General features: G+C 67.4%; 17 protein-coding genes. 9 read left to right on the forward strand and 8 right to left on the reverse strand.

All coding sequences use genetic code 11. From position 1 onward, the window contains the following. Positions 1 to 35 precede the first annotated feature (35 nt). From LXM88_RS37005 to LXM88_RS37015, 3 genes are all read left to right on the forward strand, one after another. Positions 36 to 1388 carry an oligosaccharide repeat unit polymerase gene (locus LXM88_RS37005; protein WP_262544404.1) on the forward strand — a complete coding sequence of 451 codons (1353 nt, stop codon included), beginning with the start codon at positions 36 to 38 and terminating at the stop codon, positions 1386 to 1388. A 109-nt stretch (positions 1389 to 1497) separates the two neighbouring features. Beyond that, positions 1498 to 2556 (forward strand): acyltransferase family protein, encoded by a 1059-nt coding sequence (locus LXM88_RS37010; RefSeq protein ID WP_262544405.1) that lies wholly within the window; start codon positions 1498 to 1500, stop codon positions 2554 to 2556. 20 nt (positions 2557 to 2576) lie between these two features. Continuing rightward, entirely contained in the window at positions 2577 to 3890 is a 1314-nt protein-coding gene (locus LXM88_RS37015; protein ID WP_262544406.1) for a right-handed parallel beta-helix repeat-containing protein, read from the forward strand. Between the two features lie 45 nt (positions 3891 to 3935). On the opposite strand, the gene LXM88_RS37020 is transcribed toward LXM88_RS37015, so the two are convergent. Both LXM88_RS37020 and LXM88_RS37025 read right to left on the reverse strand, forming a co-directional pair. Further along, a complete protein-coding gene (locus LXM88_RS37020) occupies positions 3936 to 5516 on the reverse strand; it encodes a mannose-1-phosphate guanylyltransferase/mannose-6-phosphate isomerase (RefSeq protein WP_262544407.1) in 1581 nt (526 codons plus the stop codon). Further along, the gene (locus tag LXM88_RS37025) at positions 5513 to 6175 is read right to left on the reverse strand and encodes a drug:proton antiporter (protein ID WP_262547101.1); all 663 of its coding nucleotides are present in this window, start codon (positions 6173 to 6175) and stop codon (positions 5513 to 5515) included. The genes LXM88_RS37020 and LXM88_RS37025 overlap by 4 nt, the downstream gene beginning before the upstream one ends. Before the next feature lie 197 nt (positions 6176 to 6372). Here LXM88_RS37025 and LXM88_RS37030 point away from each other — a divergent pair, with 197 nt between their 5' ends. Together LXM88_RS37030 and LXM88_RS37035 are read left to right on the forward strand one after the other, a co-directional pair. Next, positions 6373 to 7596, forward strand: a complete 1224-nt coding sequence (locus tag LXM88_RS37030; RefSeq protein WP_262544408.1) for a glycosyltransferase family 4 protein — start codon at positions 6373 to 6375, stop codon at positions 7594 to 7596. Positions 7597 to 8285: 689 nt separating this feature from the next. After that, positions 8286 to 9677: a sigma-54 dependent transcriptional regulator gene (locus tag LXM88_RS37035; protein ID WP_262544409.1), complete on the forward strand. Its 1392-nt coding sequence runs from the start codon at positions 8286 to 8288 to the stop codon at positions 9675 to 9677. A gap of 47 nt (positions 9678 to 9724) precedes the next feature. On the opposite strand, the gene LXM88_RS37040 is transcribed toward LXM88_RS37035, so the two are convergent. The 6 genes from LXM88_RS37040 to LXM88_RS37065 form a co-directional block, all read right to left on the reverse strand. Next, positions 9725 to 12208, reverse strand: coding sequence for a glycoside hydrolase family 2 protein (locus LXM88_RS37040; protein WP_262544410.1), 2484 nt, complete (start codon positions 12206 to 12208; stop codon positions 9725 to 9727). After that, positions 12205 to 13260 (reverse strand): DUF1839 family protein, encoded by a 1056-nt coding sequence (locus LXM88_RS37045; RefSeq protein WP_262544411.1) that lies wholly within the window; start codon positions 13258 to 13260, stop codon positions 12205 to 12207. The genes LXM88_RS37040 and LXM88_RS37045 overlap by 4 nt, the downstream gene beginning before the upstream one ends. Continuing rightward, a complete protein-coding gene (locus tag LXM88_RS37050) occupies positions 13257 to 14231 on the reverse strand; it encodes an amino acid--[acyl-carrier-protein] ligase (protein ID WP_262544412.1) in 975 nt (324 codons plus the stop codon). Before LXM88_RS37050 ends, LXM88_RS37045 begins: the two co-directional genes overlap by 4 nt. Further along, positions 14228 to 15424: an acyl-CoA dehydrogenase family protein gene (locus LXM88_RS37055; protein WP_262544413.1), complete on the reverse strand. Its 1197-nt coding sequence runs from the start codon at positions 15422 to 15424 to the stop codon at positions 14228 to 14230. The genes LXM88_RS37050 and LXM88_RS37055 overlap by 4 nt, the downstream gene beginning before the upstream one ends. Continuing rightward, the gene (locus tag LXM88_RS37060; RefSeq protein ID WP_006490451.1) at positions 15421 to 15672 is read right to left on the reverse strand and encodes an acyl carrier protein; all 252 of its coding nucleotides are present in this window, start codon (positions 15670 to 15672) and stop codon (positions 15421 to 15423) included. Before LXM88_RS37060 ends, LXM88_RS37055 begins: the two co-directional genes overlap by 4 nt. 193 nt (positions 15673 to 15865) lie before the next feature. Then, positions 15866 to 16648 carry a Crp/Fnr family transcriptional regulator gene (locus tag LXM88_RS37065; protein ID WP_262544414.1) on the reverse strand — a complete coding sequence of 261 codons (783 nt, stop codon included), beginning with the start codon at positions 16646 to 16648 and terminating at the stop codon, positions 15866 to 15868. A gap of 919 nt (positions 16649 to 17567) precedes the next feature. Here LXM88_RS37065 and LXM88_RS37070 point away from each other — a divergent pair. The 4 genes from LXM88_RS37070 to LXM88_RS37085 all read left to right on the forward strand — a co-directional run bounded on the left by LXM88_RS37070 (position 17568) and on the right by LXM88_RS37085 (position 21796). Next, a complete protein-coding gene (locus tag LXM88_RS37070; protein WP_262544415.1) occupies positions 17568 to 18350 on the forward strand; it encodes a Crp/Fnr family transcriptional regulator in 783 nt (260 codons plus the stop codon). Positions 18351 to 18361: 11 nt separating this feature from the next. Continuing rightward, positions 18362 to 19768, forward strand: coding sequence for an undecaprenyl-phosphate glucose phosphotransferase (locus LXM88_RS37075; protein WP_262544416.1), 1407 nt, complete (start codon positions 18362 to 18364; stop codon positions 19766 to 19768). 152 nt (positions 19769 to 19920) lie between these two features. Then, positions 19921 to 21093, forward strand: a complete 1173-nt coding sequence (locus LXM88_RS37080) for a glycosyltransferase family 4 protein (protein ID WP_262544417.1) — start codon at positions 19921 to 19923, stop codon at positions 21091 to 21093. Between the two features lie 310 nt (positions 21094 to 21403). Next, positions 21404 to 21796 (forward strand): TraR/DksA family transcriptional regulator, encoded by a 393-nt coding sequence (locus LXM88_RS37085; protein WP_262544418.1) that lies wholly within the window; start codon positions 21404 to 21406, stop codon positions 21794 to 21796. Positions 21797 to 21952 lie beyond the last annotated feature (156 nt).

Below are 21952 nucleotides of genomic sequence, written 5' to 3' on the forward strand. Positions count from 1 at the left end.
GCGGTGCGCGCACGGGAAGCGATGGAACGGACATCATGAACAAACGAGTGGCGGCCGGCTTGCGCGTGCGGCGCCGACAGCCGGCGACGGTGCGCCGGGTGGCGCGCGCCGGCCGGGCTGCCGGTTACGCGGGTTACTGGTGGGAGGATCCGGCACGGCTCGTGCTGATCTTCATCCTGCCGTTGTACGCGATGCTGTCGATCGGCCTGCTCGGCGATCAGAAGTCGATCGCGCGCATCTATTTCGATGGCTACGCCGCGTTCGCGGGCGGCCTGTTCCTGCTGGTGCTGACCGCGTCCGCGTGGTTCGCGGCGACCGACGCGCAGTTCCGGCGCGCGCCGGACGACGGGCCGGTCGAGCTGTCGCCGCGCGTGCTCGATTTCGTGTTCGCGCTCGCGCTGTTCGGCTATCTCGTGATGATGAGCGGCATCCTCACGCATCCGGCCGTGCTGTTGTCGTTCCTGTCCGGCACGGCGAACACGTTCGAGCTGATCGAACTGAAAGGACGCATCACCGGCCTGAGCACCTTCACGCAGGCGACGGCGCCGTTCGTCGCGCTGTATTTCTACGTGTTCAGGACGCCGGTCAAGGGCTTCAACCGCTACAAGGCCTACCTGGCCGTGCTCACGGTGCTGACGCTGCTGCGCAGCTTCATCTTCGCGGAGCGGCTCGCGATCATCGAGATGGTGCTGCCGTTCGCGCTGATGGCCGTGCGGTTCCGGTTCGGCCGCAAGCGTTCGCGGCTCCTGGCGCTCGGGCCGTATGCGGCGATTCCGCTGCTGCTCGGCCTGTTCATCGTGAACGAATACAACCGGTCGTGGGAAACCTACTACATCAACATCTACGACAACATCTTCGATTTCGCGCTCGAGCGCCTGGGCCTGTACTACTCGACATCGCTGAACAACGGCGCCGGGATCCTCAACGTGCTCGGCTGGGGCAGCGGGCATCCGATGTTCACGTTCGACTGGCTGCTGCGCTTCCCGGTGATCGGCGCAACGCTCCAGCCGTGGCTCGACTCGGGCGACAGTCTCGACCTGTTCCTGAACAGCTATGCCGATCCCGAGTTCAACAATCCGTCGGGCATCTTCGTCCACTTCTACGAATGGGGCTGGTTCGGGTTGCTGAACGCGGCGTTTGCCGGCTGGGTGTTCGGTCGCGGCTACGCGGGCTGGCGGGCCGGGAACGGCTTCTGGTGCTGTGCGCACGCAGTGCTCTATGTATCACTGATGGAAATCCTGCGGATTCCGAACCTGTTCAGCGGCCGTAACTTCGTACCGGTCGTGCTGCTGATCGTCGTGTTCCGGTGGTTCGCGAAGCGGCCGGAACGGGCGTCGCCCGCAGCCGCGCGCGGCGCCGCGATGCGGCGCGCGCCCGACATCGGCTAACTGTCGCCCAGCCCACAGTCTTTCGCTGCCGGCATGCATAGAGTGGAGCGTCTCATGACCACTCGCAACGCGCGCGGGCCCTGACGGGGCCGCCGCATCGACCATTCACATGACTACGACTGCACGCGAAACCAGCCTCGACGTCGCCCGTGGCGCGGGGATCATTCTGGTCGTCTACGGACATGTGTTGCGCGGAGCCGTCTCGTCGGGCCTCATGCCGGCGGGCCTGCCCGATACCGGGTTCGCGTGGATCGACTACGTGATCTACACGTTCCACATGCCGCTGTTCTTCTTCCTGTCGGGGCTGCACGTCTGCCGCTCGCTGCGCAGCGCGCCGCACCGGTTCATCGGGGCGAAGGTGCGGGCGATCGCCTATCCGTACCTGCTGTGGTCGGTTCTGCAAGGTGGCGTGCAGATCGCGATGGCGTCGCACGGCACCAATCATCCGTTCACGCTCGCCGACCTGCTGGCGATCGGCTGGCGGCCGTTCGCGCAGTTCTGGTTCCTGTATGCGCTGATGCTTTGCATGACCGGCGTCTGGCTGCTTGCGCAGCGCGTGCCGGCGCTTGCGCAGGTGCCGATGCCGCCGCGCATCCGCGGCGCGCTCGTCGCGAGCGCGGTGTTCGGGCTGGCTATCGGCGCGGCGACGCAATGGGGCATCCTGTCGACGACGCTGATGAACTGGCCGTTCTTCGTGGCCGGTGTCGTTGCCTCACGCGCATTGCCGGGCTGGCTCGAACGCCACCGCCATCCCATCGCGTGTGTGGTGACGGCGGCGGTCTTCGTCGCGGCGGTCGCGTTCGCACATGGGCTGGGCGGTGCAACGAGCATCCGGGCCGTTCCCGCCGCGTTCGCCGGCATCGCGCTGATGCTGCAATTCGCGTACCGGTATGCGTCGTCTCCCGAGCGCGCCGGATGGCTGGCGGCGGTCGGGTGCGCGTCGATGCCGATCTACCTGATGCATATCCTGGTGATGGCCGGCGTGCGCATCGTGCTGATGCGCGCGGGCATCAGCAGTCTCGCGATGCACCTCGCGCTCGGCACGCTCGCCGGCGTCGCGGTTCCGATGGCGGCTTACCTGATCGCGCTGCGCACGGGGACCGCGCGGGTAGCCGGATTTCCGTCGTGGCCGGGGCGCGGGGCCGTCGTGCGCCCGCAGGCCGCATGAGACGCGTGGACGCGGCCGGCATGCGTAGACGCCGATGCCTTGCCTGTCTCTGCTGCGCGATGCTCGGCGTATGGGCGACGGGCGGTCCCGCGCTGGCGGCGCACACCGCGGCGGCCGCAGCGTCGGTGGCTCAACGCGCGATCGGCGGCGTGACGATGCCGGACGCACATGTCGACCCCGCACCCGACGGCGCGGACCAGGCCGACGCGCTGCAACGCGCGCTGGATGCGCTGCATCCCGGCCAGCGGCTCGTGTTCGCGCCGGGGCGCTACGTCGTCGGCCGTTCGCTCGTCGTTCGGCAAACGCAGGTCGTGCTGTCGGGCTACGGCGCAACGCTGATCGCGACCGTACCCGACGACCAGACGATCGAGATGCGCGGCGACGGCACGGCGATCGTCGGATTCAGGCTGGCAGGAACCGGCTCGACGCGGATGGGTACGCCGAAATCGACCAAGATCGAAGTGACCGGGCGCGGCGTGCAGGTGCTCGACAACGCGATCGACGGCGGCGGCGGCGGCATTTTCGTGTTCGGCGGGGCGGATGTCGCGATCGTCGGCAACGAAGTGCTGGCGACACTGGCGGACGGCATCCACATCACGCATGGCGCGCGCAACGTGCTCGTGCAGGGCAACGTCGTGCGCGGCACCGGCGACGACATGATTGCGGTGGTGAGCTACCAGGGCGACGGCGTGCTCAGCCGCAACGTGATGATTACCGGCAACTCGCTCGAGGGCAATGCGTGGGGGCGCGGCATCACGGTGGTCGGCGGCGCGGACGTGACGATCGCGAACAACATCGTGCGCAACGTGCAGGTGAGCGCGGGCATTCTGGTCGCGCAGGAGGACAGCTTCCGGACCTACGGCGCGTCCGGCGTGCTGGTCGAGAACAACGAGATCTCGGATATCCAGACCGCGACCGCGCGCACCGATCCGCGCCCGCTGACGCAGCAGGCCGCGATCGACGTCAGTACGTGGTCGGGCTCGGTGACGCGCGTGGCCGTGGTCGGCAACCGCGTGTCGCGCGCGCGGTTCGCCGGCATTCGCGTGTGGGGAAACGTGTCGCAATACCGGATCGCCGACAACCGGCTGTCCGCGATCGGCGGGATGCCGGTGCAGGTCGGCGGTGCCGGAGGAGGCTGTGCCGCGGGCCGCCCGAACGCGAGCCACCCGAACGCAGGCCGCCCGCATGCCGGCGGATCGAAAGCGGGGCAGTGCGGGGCGGCGGGCGCGCAGCCGCTCGCGACCGGCGTGACGGTGGGCGCGGACGCGTCGAAGTTGCCGCGCGTGCGCGAATCGTTGAGGCAGGCACGCTGGTCGCAACGCGGCATCGATTGATGCCACGATGCGTGCGCCGGCGTGCGCTGCCCGCGATTGCCGCGCTTACCGCACGACATCTCCTTCCACCGCCCGTTCGTGCGGTTCCCGCGAAGCGAGCGGCACCGCATGCGTGTCCGGCAGCGAGCCGACGACGGCGCGTCCGTACTGGTCGTCGAAGCGCACGATATCGTCCTCGCCGAGATAGTTGCCCGATTGCACCTCGATGATCTCGAGCGGAATCCGGCCGGGATTTTCGAGGCGATGCACCTCGCCGACGGCGATGTACGTCGATTCGTTCTCGCTGAGCAGGAACGTCTCGCTGCCGCGCGTCACCTTCGCGGTGCCGCGCACGACGATCCAGTGCTCGGCACGGTGATAGTGCATCTGCAGCGACAGCCGCTTGCCCGGTTCGACGACGATCCGCTTCACCTGGAACCGTTCGCCGAGATCGATCGAATCGTAATGCCCCCACGGACGCTGCACCTTGCGGTGCTCGCTCGCCTGCGGACGCCGGTCGCTTTTCAGGCGCGCGACGATGTTCTTCACGCGCTGCACGTCGTGCTTGTTCGCGACCAGCACCGCATCGGGCGTTTCGATTACGACGACGTCCTTCATCCCGACGCACGCGATGAGCCGTCCCTCCGAACGCACGAAGCTGTCCTGCGTATCCTCGAACACGATCGGGCCGCGCGCGACGTTGCCTTGATCGTCCTTCGGCATGATTTCCCAGATCGCATCCCACGTGCCGACGTCCGACCAGCCGGCCGCGAGCGGCACGACGATCCCTTCGATGCCGAGCTCGCGGCTTTCGGCGAGGCGCTCCATCACCGCGTAGTCGATCGAGTCGGACGGGCATGCGTCGAACGCCGCCGCGTCGATCCGGAAGAACGGATCCTCGGCGACGCCCGCGCGCCACGCTGCTTCGCAGGCCGCATGGATCGCGGGCGCCAGCGCGCGGATCGCCTTCAGCCAGACCGACGCGCGCGTGACGAAGATCCCGCTGTTCCACCAGTAGTCGCCCGACTGCAGGTAGCGTTCGGCGAGCGTCGCGTCGGGCTTTTCGACGAAGCGCCCGATCGAATAACCGCCTTGTCCGCCGAGGCGGCCGGTGCGCGGCTCGCCGACCTGGATGTAGCCGTAGCCCGTTTCCGCACGCCGCGGCAGCACGCCGAGCGTGACGATCGCGCCTTCCTGCGCGTAGCGCGCCGCGCGCGCGATGGTGTCCTGGAATGCGCCGACATCGGCGATCACGTGATCGGCAGGCATCACCGCGAGCACGGGATCGTCCGCGAGCACGCTCGCGTCGAGCGCGGCGAGCGTGAGCGCCGGCGCCGTGTTGCGTGCGGCCGGTTCGAGCAGGATGCGCGCCGGCGCCGCACGATCGGCCACTTGCGCGGCACTCATGATGCGATGCTGTTCGCCGCACACCAGCAGCAGCGTGTCGCCGAGCGACGCGTTCGCGATGCCGTTCAGGCGGCGCGCCGTCGCCGACAGCGGCGATTCGTTCGAGGTCAGCTCGATCAGTTGCTTCGGAAACTGCTCGCGCGACAGCGGCCAGAGGCGCGTGCCCGAGCCGCCGGCGAGGATGACCGGCAGGATGCGCGGAAGGTCGGGTTCGGGAACCGGGCGAAGGGTGCGGGTCATCGATTGGCTCCGGTATCGGCGGGCAGCCGGTTGTGCGCGCGGCCGTCGGCGCGTGCATCTTCGTTTCGGGGCCGGGGCGCCGCAACGGCCCGGGACAGCAGTTGACGCAGCGCACCGGCGGCGCGATCGGCCGGCCGGATGATGCCGACGAACGGCGCACCCTGTTCCAGATACGGACCGTACGCCTTGCGGAATCCGAAGCGTTTGTAGAACGCCTGGCGCGGCGCGGGAACGTGCATGCGGAGCGCGGCGTCCGGCCACGCGGCCAGCGCGGCGGTCAGCGCGCGTTCGAGCAGCCGTTCGAGCGTGTCGCCGTCGCGACACGCCTCGCTTGTCAGTACCTTGTCGATCACGACATCCGGATCGATGTCGTCGCCGGGCAGGATGCGCGCGTAGGCTGCGACTTCCGCCATGTTGCCGTTACGTACGGTCGCGTACACGTGCAGTGCGCCCGCGTCCTTGCCGTCGATGTCGAGATGCGTGTGCGCATCCTCGACCACCAGCACGGCGTTGCGCGCGCGCAGGATGGCGTAGAGATCGACGGCGCCCAGATGTTCGAATTCACAACAATGCCATTCCATGATGCGGTCCTCGTGTGAAACCTTCAGCACGCTGTACCGCACGGACGCGTTCGTTCCATGCGGTGCGGCGATGGTCATGATGCGGACGCCGCGCGCGCCGGTCTGTTCGAAAGCGTACTCACACCACGGTTTCGCGCGGTCGGCGCGTCGAGAGGGGGGCAGTGTGCGGTAGCACACAACGGCCGTGACGGGGCTTTCCGATAATTGGCACGTCACGGCGGCCGCGCTGCGCGGCTCGCCAACATCGAACGTGAGTGAAGAACCGGGGGCTGTACTTGAAGATTGCGATCGTTCACGACTGGCTGGTCGTGCCTGGCGGCGCCGAACGCGTGCTGGCAAACATGATCGACTGCTTTCCGCAGGCCGACATCTACAGCCTCGTCGATTTCCTCGAGGATCGGGACTGCCTGCGCGGCCGCGCGGTACGCACGTCCTTCATCCAGAAGCTGCCGTTCGCGCGCAAGCGCTACCGCAGCTATCTGCCGTTGTTTCCGCTGGCGATCGAACAGTTCGACCTGTCGGAATACGATGTCGTGCTGTCGAGCTCGTACGCGGTCGCGAAGGGCGTGCTGAGCGGCCCGGACCAGTTCCACGCCAGCTACGTGCATTCGCCGGTGCGCTACGCATGGGATCTGCAGCACCAGTACCTGAACGAGGCGGGGCTCGCGCACGGGCCGAAATCGGCGATCGCGCGGGCGCTGCTGCATTACATCCGCAACTGGGACGCGCGTTCGGCGAACGGCGTCGATCGTGTGGCCGCGAATTCGCATTTCATCGCACGCCGCATCCGCAAGACCTACCGGCGCGATGCGACGGTGATCTATCCGCCGGTGGACGTCGACCATCTGTCGCTGCGCACCGACAAGGACGCGTTCTACCTGACCGCGTCGCGGCTCGTGCCGTACAAGCGGATCGACCTGATCGTCGATGCGTTTTCGCGTACGCCGGAGCGCCGCCTCGTCGTGATCGGCGACGGGCCCGAAATGGCGAAGATCCGCGCGCTTGCGGGGCCGAACATCACGCTGCTCGGCTACCAGCCGTTCGATGTCCTGCACGATCACCTGCAGCGCGCGCGCGCGTTCGTGTTCGCGGCGGAAGAGGATTTCGGCATTTCGCCGGTCGAGGCGCAGGCGTGCGGCACACCGGTGATCGCTTACGGGAAGGGCGGCGTGCGCGAGTCGGTGCGCGCGTGGCCATGCGCCGGCGCAACGGGTCTGTTCTACCGCGCGCAGACGGTCGACGCACTGGTCGACGCGCTCGTCCGCTTCGAAGCACTGCCGCGCGGTTCGTTCGATCCGCACGCGTGCCGCGCCAATGCCGAATTCTTCGGCTCGACGCGTTTCCGCGACGAGTTCGCGCGCTTCGTGATGGATGGCTATGCTGCATTGCAGGAGGAGATGGCCGGCACCACCGGTTTCACATCGGGCGGCGACGTTTCGGCCCGTGACGACATGCACGATCGGCAGGCCCTGCCAGGTGACGCTGCACTGCGGACCTGACCGGCGGCGCCGGCGTTTGGTTACGACGCTGTAACGGAAGACCGGGGCGCGTGCATTCGCCGCGCGGTGCCGGCGGGGCATGTGCGCCGCGATTATCGACTCGTTGAACGGGACGTGCGGCTTTGCCCCGGGATTTCGGCGAAAATCGCGTGCAATGAATGCCCCGATCTTGCCGAAAAGTAGGATTTGCCACTGACTGACGGGAATAGTCGGAGATAATCAAATTTCAGTGGCCAAAGGCGGGTTGTGCGGGCCGACCGGTGGCGTAATAGGCTGAATCATGTTTATCTTTTGGTAACACGGCCATCTCGAAACGGGGTGTAAATTCAGGAACGGATGAAATGAGGCGGTCATTCCGGGAGCGGGTTGGCGGCCATCCGGTTCGGCATCAGGCGCGACTGTCGTGTACGACGCGACCCACATGCGAACGGATTTCCCGTTTGCCGACGTGCCCCGCCAGACGGCGCGTCGCATCAAAGCCGGAACGTCGTGGCTCCCGCGGCCGCGCGTTTCCTTCGAGTTCGATGACAACGAGGCCGGATGACATCCGGCTCGACCTCCGGGGGCTCTGCCGTGTGCAGTTTCGATCTTCGCCAAGGCTGCGGAAACGCAGCGCGGACAGGCGGCCATGCGCCGCCGGCCGCAGCGCACGCGAACGGTTCGCGGAGTGGAGAAAGTGATGGTTCGTTATGAATATGCCAATAACGCGCGATAAGAGCGCCGGCGGGGGAAGTGTTAACGGGCAGCGTCCGCTGATTTACTGGACGCAGTCGCCGTCCGTCATGCTGCGAAAGGAACTGGCGCGACGCGACTGGAAGGTTTCGATCGTCGCGCAGGCGAACGAGCTGCGCGACACGTCCGGCGAAATCACCTGCGGCATTCTCGACCTGAGCGGCGGCCATGCCGATGCGATCGGCAGCATTGCGTCGACCTGCGCATCGATGCGCGACGTCGTGTGGGTCGCGCTCGTCGACGTCGGCCAGACCGCTTCCCCGAACGTGCGCGCGCTGTTGCGCGACTATTGCTTCGACTACGTCACGTTGCCCGCGTCGCATCAGCGCATCGCCGATACGGTCGGCCATGCGTACGGCATGGAATGCCTGTTCGCGCGCGACCGCGAGCAGCTCGAATCGGACGAGAAGGGCATCGTCGGCACCTGCAGCGCGATGCTGCGGCTGTTCGATACGGTGCGGCGCTTCGCGCGCACCGACGCACCGGTGTTCGTGTTCGGCGAAACGGGCACCGGCAAGGAACTGACGGCCGTCGCGATCCATCGTCATTCGGAACGGCGCAACGGCCCGTTCGTCGCGGTCAACTGCGGCGCGATTCCGCCGCATCTGCTGCAATCGGAGCTGTTCGGTTATGAGCGCGGCGCGTTTACCGGCGCGAACGCGCGCAAGATCGGTTATGTCGAGGCCGCGAACGGCGGCACGCTGCTGCTCGACGAGATCGGCGACCTGCCGCACGAAAGCCAGGCGAGCCTGCTGCGGTTTCTGCAGGAGCGCTCGATTCATCGCCTCGGCGGCAGCGATCCGGTGCCGGTCGATGTCAGGATCGTATCGGCGACGCACGTCGACCTGCGCGGCGCGATGGAGGAAGGGCGGTTTCGTGCGGACCTGTTCCACCGCCTGTGCGTGATGCGCATCGACCAGCCGCCGCTGCGCGCGCGCGGCAAGGACATCGAACTGCTCGCGCACCACATGCTCGAGCGTTTCCGCGGCGACGCGCGCCATCGCGTGCGCGGCTTCTCGACGGACGCGATCACCGCACTCTACAAGCACGACTGGCCCGGCAATGTCCGCGAACTGATCAACCGCGTGCGCCGCGCGGTCGTGATGACCGAAGGGCGCCTGATCACCGCGCGGGATCTCGAACTCGAATACTGTCTCGATGCGGCGTCGCCGTCCGTGGCCGACATCCGCAAGTCGATCGAGCGCGAGGCGATCGAAACCGCGTTGCTGCGCACGCGCGGGCGCGTCGCGGCTTCGGCGCGCGAGCTGGGCGTGTCGCGCGCAACGCTGTATCGCTGGATGGAGGCGTACGGGATCGAGCGGCCGCGCGGCACGGGCTCGTCCGACTGACGTTGGAAACGTGACGCTCGCGGCGCATCGGGCCCGCTAGCGTCGCGTCAACCGGCCGGTGTGGCGCGCACCGTTCGCGCGGCGTTCACCGCGCGGATTTCCACGACAGGCGGCCCGCTGTCCGCATCCTGAATCTTCCCGGCAGTTTCCAGCGGAACGAGCGCGACGCGCGCCGGCGTGCCGGGTGCGAGATGAAACCAGTCGTCGCGCGGCATGAATCCGGGCGCGTCGATCTGCACGTGGCGCGCGACGTGGCGCGTGTCGATGTCGACATGCCACGTATCGCCAGCGCGCGACACGCACGCTTCGATCCCGAGTTCGCGGCGCGCCAGCACGGCCGGATGCGTGCGGGACGGGAAATGGAACGCCTGCGACAGCAGCGTGCCGTCGTCGGCGCGCAGCGTCGCGACGACGGTGTCGTGTTCGCAAGGCCCGAAACGGTACGCATAGGTCCAGTCGAAGAACCGGCCGAGCAAGTCGGCCGAGCCGATCCGCACCGTATCGTGCGCGGCGATCCGCACCGGGCAACCGGCCCGCGCGACCGGCGTGCGGCCGTCGCGCAGCGCGACCAGCTCGACGGCCGCCGACAGCGGCGCCGGGCGTTCGTTGACCACGTGCACGTCGAGCCCGTTCAAGCCTTCGTCGACGAGCAGCACCTGCACGGGCTGCAGTACCTGGCGTAGCGCATACCACGCCGATTTCGGCCGGTGCGTGGCGTCGATCACCCCCCATCCCGCGCCCGGCATCACGTCCTGGAACTGCCACACGAGCGCGCCGGCACAGCGCGAGCCGGTGCGCCGCCATTCGGAAAACGTCTCGCGCATCACGTCCGCGATCACGGCCCGCGACAGCTCGAAGTAGCGTGCCGGATCCTCACGCCTCAGCCGGTCGGGCTCGACGTCGTACAGCGTCTGCAGGTAGTGGTCGCGGATATCCTCGAAATCCCACGACGTGCCGGGGTCGCGCGGCACGGCCGCCTTCCAGCGCGGCTCGTGCACGCCGGGCCAGCCGAGGCTGGCGAGCGTCGCGTCGCACGGCACGTTCGCGAACGCGAGGCATTCGCTGGCGAAGCGCACGTCCGCGCGGCGCGCGTCGTCGAGCGGGCGCAGATACGCGCCGACGCCGTAGTAGTGCGACACGCGCTCGCGCGGCGTGAACGGCAGCACGCCGCCGTCGGGCGAATCGGGCACGTACGGGACGTCGGGCCGGCGCGCGGCCGCGTGGCCGGCCAGCCGCTCGGCGGTCAGCTCGAGGAAGCGCTGCTTCGGTCCGAGCCCCGACATCGCCGCCTGTTGCGCGATTTCGCTGCCGCCGCACAGCACCGCGAGCGACGGCGATGCGCTGTGGCGCGCGAGGAATTGATTCGCTTCGCGGTCGACGTTGTCCGCGAACGCGGGATCGTCGAGCGCATGGTCGAAGTTCGCGAACATGAAATCCTGCCAGACCAGCAGCCCGAGCCGGTCGCACCATGCGTGGAATGCGTCGGCCTCATAGGTCATCGTGCCGCCGACGCGGATCATGTTGAAGCCGGCGTCGCGCGCGAGCCCGAGCAGGCGGCCGTAGGTCGCGTCGTCCGCATGCAGCGCGAGCGGCGCGGCGCTGCTCCAGCATGCGCCGCGCGCGAACACGGGCACGCCGTTGATGCGCAGCCCGAAACCCTTGCCGTCGGCGCCGGCATCGATCTCGATCGTGCGGAAGCCGGTCGAGCCGAGCGGCCGCCGTTTGTCGCCGATATGCAGCGCGATCTCGTAGAGCGCCGGCTCGCCGTGCGTATGCGGCCACCAGCGGCGCACGTTGGGTACCGCGACGCTTGCACGCAAACGGTCGGCGCCGGCGCGTTCGAGCGTCGCGTGGTGTTCGCCGCACGACAGTTGTGCCGCGAGTGCGTCGGGCAACGGCGCGGAAAATGTCAGTTCCGCATCGAGCCAGCCCGTGTCGCCGTCGATGCGTGCACGCAGGTCGCAATCGACCGGAACGAAGCCGTCGGCCGGATCGAGCACGTCGACCGGGCGCCAGGGGCCGGCCGGCACGTACGGCGGAAACCAGCCGGGCATGTGCCCGAACAGCGACGTGCGGACCGTGCGCAGCGCCGCCGGCTCGGCGAGCCGCGTGCGCCAGCGCGCACGGCTCGGCGCGCGCGCGTCGCGCAGGTGCGGCGCGAGCGCGCGGAAGCAGAGGGTCAGCCGGTGCGTGCCGTCGAGCGACACCGGAACGTCGTGTGCGACGAACATGCTGTCGGAGCAGAGGATCGGCGTGTCGTCGAACCACGCTTGCGCGAGCGTCGCGAGGCCGTGAAAGCGCAGCACGCGCGGCCCGCGTCCGCGCAGCTCGATCCGGTACCAGTGGTCGCATTCGTCGAGCGACGCCGCTTCGTCGAGCCGGCCGGCCAGCGCGAGCGCCTGCGCGACCGTGCCGGGCACGGGTGCGGCGATCCAGCCGTCGCCGGCGGCCGGGAGGTCGCACGGTTCCTGCGCAGCGCCTGCAGCCGTCGCCAGCATCGACCACGCGGGCAAGGCACGCGCGCGCGTCACCGCATGACCGGCACGCTCGCCGCGTCGCTGCGCGCGGGCGTCACGTGCCGCAGCGGCGAGCCGATCTGCCGTGCGCAGGCGACGAGGTCGACGTAGGCGGCCCCGATCGCTTCGAGCGTCGAATCGCCGCGCTCCTCCTTGCCGCGTGCGCAGGCGCGCGCGAGCCGGAACTCCAGCACCATCGCTTCCGACGCGATGCGGTCGCACGCGGCGCGGATCTCCGCGAACGGCCCGACGCAACCGCTGGCCTGCAGCCAGCGCGCGTAATGGCCGAACAGTTCGAAATTCGCGCCGAGCTGCCGCACCGAATTGAACGAGTACGCATGGAAGTGTTCGAGCGGCGCATCGGCGAGCGTCTTCGCATCGGTCTGCAACTGCCGCCGGAATGCCCCGATCGGATCGACGACCGGCAGGCGCCGCAGGTGGCGCTGCAGTGCGGCGAGCGATGCGTCGCAGAGCTCGCGCTCGTCGAGCGGCGCAAAGCGCCGCTTCGCGATTTCGACGTACGGCGGCAGCGTCATCGGCGAACTGCCGCCGACGAGCCCGTTGTAGTCGAAATCCTCGGCCACGTAATAACCGCTGTTGTGGAAATAGCCGATCTGGCGCTTCGCGCGGTCGATCGCGTCGATGCCGATCGTCGTCTTCGTGTGCTGCGTACGATAGCTGCTGCCGCGCGTGTCCGGCAGGAACCACGCGTCGACCTCGACGATCATCAGGTGACCGCGCGCGACCTGCGTTTCGATGTGCTGGTCGAGCGGCTCGTAGATCGAGTGCTCCTGCACGACGATCCCGTAGAGCCGCTCCAGCTCGTCGTGCGGAAACTTGAAGAACGTGAACTGGTCGCCCTCGAAATCGAGCGCGATCGTAAACGGCAGCGCCGCGTACGGATTGAAGCCCCACCACCGGAGCACCTCGAGCCACATGTCGACGTAGCAGTTGGTCTGTTTCCAGACCATCTCCTGACTGTGCAGCGGGTGCGGCCGGTAGTGGCGCGCGCGGTGGCGCACGTCGTCGAACGACCCGTCTTCGTCGTCGCGGGAAACGAATCTCATTGCGCGCTCCACAGCACGTCGCGGACGTCGCGCGGCCACGCGTCGATGTCGAAGCCGTGGTGGCGGAACAGCGCGAGCGTCAGCCGTTCGAGGCCGAAGCCGACGCAGCCCGTGTGCGCGACGTCGCCCGTCGCGGTGCGGATGTCCCACAGCAGCCCGAAATGGTCCATGTGGTAGTTGAAGCTCAGGCACGCGGTCTGGCGGTCGTCGTGCTCGATCGGGATCAGCAGCTCGAACTTCAGGTTCTGCTCGCGCTGGCTGTTCGCGACGATCTTGCCGCCGCGCCCGAAGAACGGGTCGTTCGCGAGATCGATCGCGTTCGGCAAGCGCAGTGCGTCGATCATCCGCGTGCCGCGCTCGATCCACGTCTCGCGGAACGCGACGATCTGCTCGGGCGTGCCGATCCGCACGTATTCGCGCATCCGGAACAGTTGCATGCGGGTCGGATCGAGCGATGGCTCGTGGCGGAAGCAGTACGAGAACACGTCGACGATCCGGCCGTCGCCGGGCAGTGCGCCCGCGCGTGCGACGACCGGATAGACCGGGTAGCACGCGGCCGGCGTCATCACGACGTAGGTCGGTTTCTGGTTTTCCGTCCAGTCGTCGCCGCGATCGAGGCACTGCAGCAGGCGCTGGTGCTGGTGCTCGTCGCCGCAGAACGCATGCACGCTGCCCGCGAGCTGCGGGAAGCTCTTCATGTATTCGCTGCGTTCGAACTCGGTGCGGCTCATCGCCGGGGGAAAGCGCAGCACTTCGGCCTGCTGGTCGGCGCCGAGGCGCGTGACGAACGCGTCGAGCGCTTCGACGACACGCTCGAACCGTTCGCTGCGGCCGAACAGGCCCTGGATGCCGGTCGAGACAAGCAGCCCGGCGTCGATCAGCTCGTCGCGCAGCGGGTTGACGCCCGCGCGGTCGAGCGGCGCGTCGGCGGGAGTAGGGGCGGTGGAGGGCACGGCGAGGCGATCGTTCACGAATGTTTCTCCAGCGTCGCAGGACGCAGCGCGAGCAGCAGGCTCGAGGTATTGGCGGCAATGCGGTCGTTGCTGATCATCAGCGGCGCCGCGTGCAGGTCGCGAATGTGGCGGCCGATGCTGAACGGCGTGCCTTGCTTGTAGCCGGCCATCCCGCAGATCATCATCGCCTGGTACGCGACTTCCAGCGCCGTCGTCGACACGTAGGTCTTCAGCGTGTTGATCTCGGCGGCCCAGGCCATGCCGGCCGACCAGGAGCGAGTCGACGTATTCGCGTGGAGCCGCAGCACGTTGTCGACGCGGGCCTGCATTGCCTGCATCAGCGCGAGCGATTCGGCGATGCGCCGCGACGCGGGCGACGGCGCGCCATCGGTCTGGCGTGCCTGTGCGCGGAAGAACTGGTGTGCGCGATGGAACGCATCGCCCGCCACGCCGATCCAGACCGCAGCCCACAGGATGTGCGAGACAGGCACCATCGTTTCTTCGGCGATCTTCGCGAACGGCACCGGCAGGCACTGAACCGCGGCGCCCTGTGCGTCGAGCACGAAGCCGTTGCTGCAGGTGCCGCGCATCCCGAGCGTGTCCCATTCGCCGCGGCGCGTGAGCGTATAGCCGTCGCGCAGCAGCGTGACGAGCACCTGTTCGGAAGCCGGCGCGTCCGCGTCGCGTCGCGCGGTCGCGAGGATGCCGTCCGCGTAGTCGCCGTACGAGATCGTCGGCGCGGATTTGCGCAGACGGAACTCGCCGCCGTTGATTTCAAGCGCGCACTGGCTCGCGCGCAGGTTGCCGCCGACGCCGTCTTCCGACGTGGCCGATGCGAGCAGCCACTGGTGGCGCACGAGCTGCTGCAGGAACAGCTTGTGCCAGCCCTGGTCGACGGCGTGATTGACGATGCAGGCGACCTGGATCTGGTGCATCGCGAACACCATCGCCGACGATGCGCAGGCCTGGCCGAGGATCGAGCAGGCCGAAGCGATCTCTTCCAGCGTCGCGCCCGCGCCGCCGAGATGGGCCGGTACCATCGCGCCCAGCAGCCGGCGCGCGCGCATCGCCTCGATCGCCTCGACGGGGCAGCGCGCGTCGCGGTCGACCGCATCCGCGTGCTGCGCGGCGATCTGTGCGACGGCGTGCGCGGCCTCGTCGAGCCGATGCGATTCGCTGTCGGCCGCGAGTTCGGGAAGCAGCGCGCTCATGCGGAATGCTCGGTGCGTTGCAGCGTGGCGATCGTGTCCGCGAGTGCGTCGATGCTGCGGAACAGGTTGCGGTTCAGCATCTCGTCGGGAATCTCGATGTTGAACTGCTTCTCGATCGCGAGCATCAGCTGGATCGTGTCGAGCGAGGAGAGGCCTGCTTCGTAGAGGTCGTCCCCGTCGCCGATCGAATCGATCGCGGCTTCGAGGTGGGCGACGTGTTTGAGGATGGTTCTGATTTCGTTTTTCACGTGCTGCTCCGGCGTGCGTGGTGTCGTCCGCTCGGGCAGACGCGCGCATCGCGCTGACATCCCCCCGGCAGTCCGGCATCAGTAGACCATTCGCACGCACGGCGTTCTGTTCGCCACCCTACAAACCGCTAACCCCGCACGCATGCGCCGCACGAACCGGCGCGGCAATCAGGCACGGCAATCGGCGCGGCAATCAGGCACGCGATGCGGCCGGCACGCCCGAATCGGCCGACAGGATGCGCTTCATCTCGTCGCGCACGATCGCGCGGCAGCCGCACGACATCTTCTCGAGGCCGTCGAGGTCGGCGAGCTCGATCGAGCTCCGGTATTGCCGGATCAGGCCGAGCTTCTGGATTTCGCCGGCGGCGTCCGTGACCGTTTCCCGCCGCACGCCGAGCATCTGCGCCAGCATGCTGTGCGTGACCTGGATCTCGATGCTGCGCGTGCGGTCGTACGCCAGCAGGAACCATCTGCACAACTGATGTTTGAGCACGTGATGACGGCTGCAGAACGTGATCTGCGAAACCTGCGCCATCAGCAGCCGCACGCAGACGAATACGAGATGGCGGATCACCGGCGACGCGTCGAACGCGGCCGCGAACACGCGCCGGTCGAGCCGGTAGACGAAGCCGTCGCGGCAGGCGACGGCACGGCACGGCATCCGGCCGCTGCCGCCGATCACGTCGTCGCAGACCACGCTTTCGCTGCCGATCTCCGCGACCTCCAGCGTCATGCCGCCGGACGACACGTACTGCAGCGAAATCGCCGTCGTGACGGGCAGGTAGACCGCGGCGAGCATTTCGCCGGGTTCGCAGAGTACTTGCCCCGATTTCAGGTGAACGAGTTGAAGGTGGGGAACCAGCGTGGCGAGTTCGTCGCGGTCGACGGCCGCGAGAAACCGGTTCGCATCGAAGCTGTGGGAAAGCTCGATCATGCCGTTCGCGTGCGCGACGGCGTCGGGGGCCTGGTGAGTCACGGCGCATCCTCGTAGGGTGGCGGTCACGCGCCGTCGCGGCGATACCCTTGAAAAGGGAATTTCGCACGCTCGTGCGGACTTGTGTTCATCGAAATTCGAATGACGATGCTGCGGAAAGGCTAGCACGCAATTGAATTCAAGCAATTGCACGCTGCGTCATTTCACAAAGTTTGACGATTTTGATTGGGTGAAAATGTCATCCGGATTTAATGATTCATTTTAGATAAATTAATCATCCGGGAACGGAATTGCACGCTTGCCAGCCATTCGATGCCGATCGGGAATCAATCGTTCGATGCCGAGTAACGTACAGGGAAAGTGCCGCGAGCACATTGAACATTATTTGACAAATAAATCGGGATTGCATGATTTGTCAATGGGATCAATGGCTTGTGGGCGATGTGTGCGGTAGATTACAAAGCCGTGAATTAGTGCATCGATTCAAATTTGAGACAGTTTCAAACGTCCGTGTAGCGCGTGGAGGCGCTGTCGCATGCTGTCCGGTGCATCGCGGAAACAATTGAAAATCGACTGTAAATATATGACCGGCAAGCCTCGCGGCACCGCTGCGGCGGCTTCGATTCGTTGCGTGAATTGATCAGGCGAATGCGGTGCTGTGTCCGTTGTGCGGAAGAGTGTCCGGAAATGAGACGCTTTTTTGGGTTTTTGACCGGTTATTCGATCGATCTAAAACGGACGTGATTCATATATTAAGGATGGGCGGGTATTGGCACGTAAATCGCTTATTCGGGCTGGCGTGTCGAAACGGGACGGTCGACTCAATCCAGCGGCGAATGCCAATGGTCAGTCGGAATCAGGGTTGTGGGCCGCAACCGCTGTCTTCGTCCGGGCGCGCATCGCGATAACGAGTTCCGTGCACGCGGCTGCAGGCGGCGCGGACGATAAAAGGGATACAGACATGCTTCATCTTCACTCGAGCTACTCGGCGAATGCCATCCTCGATGCCCTCCCGGAGGACAGCATCCGCACCATTGCACCGCATCTCGAACTGGTCAGGATCAAGGCCGGCATGCTCGACCGGGTCGGCGAGCCGATGCGCCATCTGCATTTCCCGACGACGGCAATGATGTCGGTGCAGCATCTGATGGAGGACGGCGCGATGGTCGAGGTGGCGGTGGTCGGCCGCGAGGGCGTGGTCGGGCTTGGCACGCTGGTCGGTGGCGTCGCCGCGTCGAACCGGGTCGAGGTGCGCATCGGCGGCATGGCCTATCGCGTGCCGACCTGCGTGATGCGCGGCGAATTCGAGCGGTCGCCGGAGACTTACCGGCTGCTGCTCAACTACTGTCAGGCGACGATGGCGCAGATCTCGCGCAGCGCGCTGTGCAACCGGCATCACTCGGTCAGCGAGCAGCTCAGCCGCTGGCTGCTGCTGGCGCACGACCGCATCGACGGCGACGAGCTGGCCGTCACGCAGCAGACGATCGCGAACATGCTCGGCGTGCGGCGCGAGGGCGTGACCGAAGCGGCCGGCAACCTGCAGGAAGCCGGGCTGATCCGGCAGCGCCGCGGCCGCATTACGGTGCTCGACCGCGACGGCCTCGAACATCACGCATGCGAATGCTACGACCTGATTCGCGCCGACTATCGCAGGCTGCTCGGCACGCGCGGGAATACACGGCCGACGCCGGTGCGCCCCCGCATGCCGGAGGTACGTTGCGGATTCCCGGCACATGGTGCGTGAAGATGCAGTCGATGTCCGGTGGAACGAATACGTTGCGGCGTGCCGCGATCGCGGCGGCCGACGTCCTGCTCGTGCTGGCAGGGGCGCTTGCGGCACAGGCGTCGTCGGGCCTGGCGTGGCGGGCGCTGTCCGATGCGCAGCGCGGCTCGATCGCGCTGCTGTGCGTGTTGACCGTGGCGCTGCTGCCGCGCTACCTGCGCACCGCACGCGGCGGCGTGGCGCCGCATGGCGGCACGCACGTACTGACGCAGACGATGGTGGCCGTCGTCTGCGCGAGCGCGCTGACGGTGGGCGGCACGATGTGGATCATGAACCGCGGCGGCACGGTCACGACACGCTGGATCGCGCGCACGGTGCTGGCCGGCGATGCGGCGTTGCTGCTCGGCCGCGCCGCGCTGCTGTTGCTCGCGCTGACACGTAACGACCCGCGCACGCGGCAGCGCCGCGTGGCCGTCGTCGGCGCAACCGCATACGGGCGCGTGGCGATCGAGCGGATGCAGCTCGCGTCGAATGGCCCGTTCGTGGCGGCCTGCGTCTTCGACGACGATGCGCCGGCCGCCGCGGGCGGCATCGGCGGCGTGCCGGTGATCGACGACTGGGATGCGTTGCGCGACATGATTCGCGGCGGCGAGATCGACGAGGTATGGCTGACGCTGCCGATGTCGCACGAGTGGCGGATCCAGCGCATCGTGCGCGAACTGCGCGACGAATTCGTCGAGCTGCGGCTGCTGCCCGACGTGCGGCAGATGGCGGTCGTCGATCGCTCGGCGACCGACGTGCTCGGCATGCCCGCGATCAATCTCGCGACCACGCCGCGCTCCGCGCCGGAGCTGTGGGCGAAGTTCGCGTTCGACCGGCTGTTCGCGTTCGGCGTACTGATTCCGTTGCTGCCGCTGCTGTCGATGCTGGCGATCGCGGTCAAGCTGTCGTCGCCGGGGCCCGTGCTGTTCAGGCAGCGTCGCAAGGGCGTCGACGGCCGCGAGTTCGACATCCTGAAGTTCAGGACGATGCGCGTGCATCGCGTACAGCCGGGCGTCCTGCGGCAGGCGTCGCGCAACGATTCGCGCATCACGCGCGTCGGCGCGTTCCTGCGGCGCACGTCGCTCGACGAGCTGCCGCAGTTCTTCAATGTGCTGTTCGGGCAGATGTCGGTCGTCGGCCCGCGTCCGCACGCGATCGAGCACGACGACTTCTATCGGCAGCTGATCGACTGCTACATGTACCGCTACCGCGTGCGGCCCGGCATCACCGGATGGGCACAGGTGAACGGCTATCGCGGCGAGACGCGCAAGGTCGAGGCGATGGCCGCGCGCGTGAAGTTCGATCTGTTCTACATGCAGAACTGGAGCTTCTGGTTCGACATGAAGATCATCCTGTTGACGGTCGTGCGCGGCTTCATCGGTCGCAACGCATTCTGAGGATCGCGAATCGTCCGGAAAGCGCTGCGTTGTGCGGTCGAACGTACCGACCGCATCGCGGGCGGCGAACACACTGACGGCACAGCAGCATCCCGCGTAACGGGGTGTCCGGCGGCGCGCAAGCGCGCCGCAGCCATCGGAACAGTACGATCATGTCAACGTCGATTCGGGAGCGAAGCGTACCTGTATTGCAGGAAGCGCGCGCGGAACGGGGCGTCGGCACAGCCTCGCTTGCCGCGCGGTTGCGTCGCCTCGCAATCAACGGGAAATTCACTGCGCAGCGCATGACGGGCGTTCAGCGCGTGGCATACGAACTGACGGCCGAGCTTGCGCGCCTCGCGAGCGCCGACGATGCGCCGGCGCTCGTCGTGCCGTCCGATCACGATCCGGCGGCATTGCCGGCCGGCGCGCGGTCGCAGACCTCCGATCGCCGGCACGGCGCGCTCTGGGAACAATGGACGCTGCCGCGCACGACGCGCGGCCGGACCTTGCTGAGCCTGTGCAACATCGGGCCGCTGGCGAAGCGCGATCAACTGCTGATGATTCACGATGCGGCGGTTTTCGATCTGCCGGCCGGCTATTCGCTCGCGTTTCGTCTTTGGTATCGCTTCGCGTTCGCGATCCTGAAGCGGCGCGCGCGCCATATCGTGACGGTCTCGCATTTTTCGCGGGCGCGGCTGGCCGCGCGGCTTGGCGTGCCGCCTGCACGCGTGAAGGTCGTGCCGGGCGCAGTCGATCATATCGACCGGATCGATGCCGATCCCGCCGTGCTGTCGCGGCTGAATCTGGAGACGGACCGCTACGTGCTGTTCGTCGGGTCGCTCGCGCCCGGCAAGAATCTCGTGCGCGCGCTGGCCGCGATCGCGCTGATGCGCGAGTCGCACCCGACGTTGCGTTTCGTGATTGCGGGCGGCGCCAATGCGAAGATCTTCGGCGCACGGGCAGCCGGCTTGCGCGAAGACGACCCGTATGTGACGTGGGCCGGCTACGTGACCGACGGCGAACTGAAGGCGCTGTACGAGCACGCCGGCTGCTTCGTATTTCCATCGTTGTACGAAGGGTTCGGGCTGCCGCCGCTCGAGGCGATGCGGTGCGGCTGCCCCGTCGTCGTGTCGCACGAGGGTGCACTTCCGGAGGTTTGCAGCGGCGCGGCGCTGTTCTGCGATGCGTATTCGCCGCCGGATATCGCGGCGTCGATCGCACGCGTGATGGACGATCCCGAACTGCGTGCGCGGCTGCGCACGATGGGCCGCGAGCATGCACGGCGTTACAGCTGGCAGCGTTCGGCGCGCGCATTGCTCGACATCGTTCGTGCCGATGCCTGACGCGCAATGACGCAACGCTAGTCGCGTATCGAGCGATTCCCGCGGCGTTTGTATCAGCCGAAATCGGCGAAGCCGCGTTTTCGCATCCGTCCCCAGTTTCCGCACGCATGCGGCGAGCGCCGCGCGTCGCGCTGATTCCGGTCAACACACGCGCGTTCAATGGGTTTATCCTGCGTCGAATGCATCCGGCGCTTCATGTGTCCGGGCGCACATCCGGGCGCGGCGGCGCCGGTCGTGTCTGCCCGCCGCGCACCGGCGCGACACCGCGCGCCACACTTTCCGCGCGGAACCCGGAACAGGAGAGACGGCCATGGCGCTCGACCAACAACAACGGCAGACGCTGCAACAGCGGCTGAAAGAGAGCGAGCAGACGCTGCGTGCGGAGATCCGCACGAGCGAAGACCAGCGCGCGTCGGAATCCTATGCGGACCTTGCCGGCGCGTCGCCGGACGAGGGCGACGAGGCGAACGCGGATCTGTTCGTCGACGTCGATCATGCATTGATCGGCATGAAGCTGACCGAACTGCGTGCGGTCGGACGCGCACAACAGCGGATGCGCGACGGCAGCTACGGCGAATGCATCGATTGCGATGCGTCGGTCGGCTATGAGCGCCTGCTCGCGCGCCCGACTGCCGAACGCTGCACGCATTGCCAGTCGGTCTACGAACGACGCTACGCGACGACACCGCGCGCATCGCTCTGACGTCGCGGTCGCGATCCGGCCTTCCGCTGCAGGCAATGCGCGCCCGGCGTAGGATGACGAACGGGCGCCCGGCGGCGTCGCCATGCGGCGCCGGGCGGGCAGACGCCGTCGCGCACGCGCACGGCGCCATCCACGTGGAAGGGAGCCACGCCGATC

The organism is Burkholderia sp. S-53, from assembly GCF_025560745.1.
Taxonomy (GTDB): Bacteria; Pseudomonadota; Gammaproteobacteria; order Burkholderiales; family Burkholderiaceae; genus Burkholderia; species Burkholderia pyrrocinia.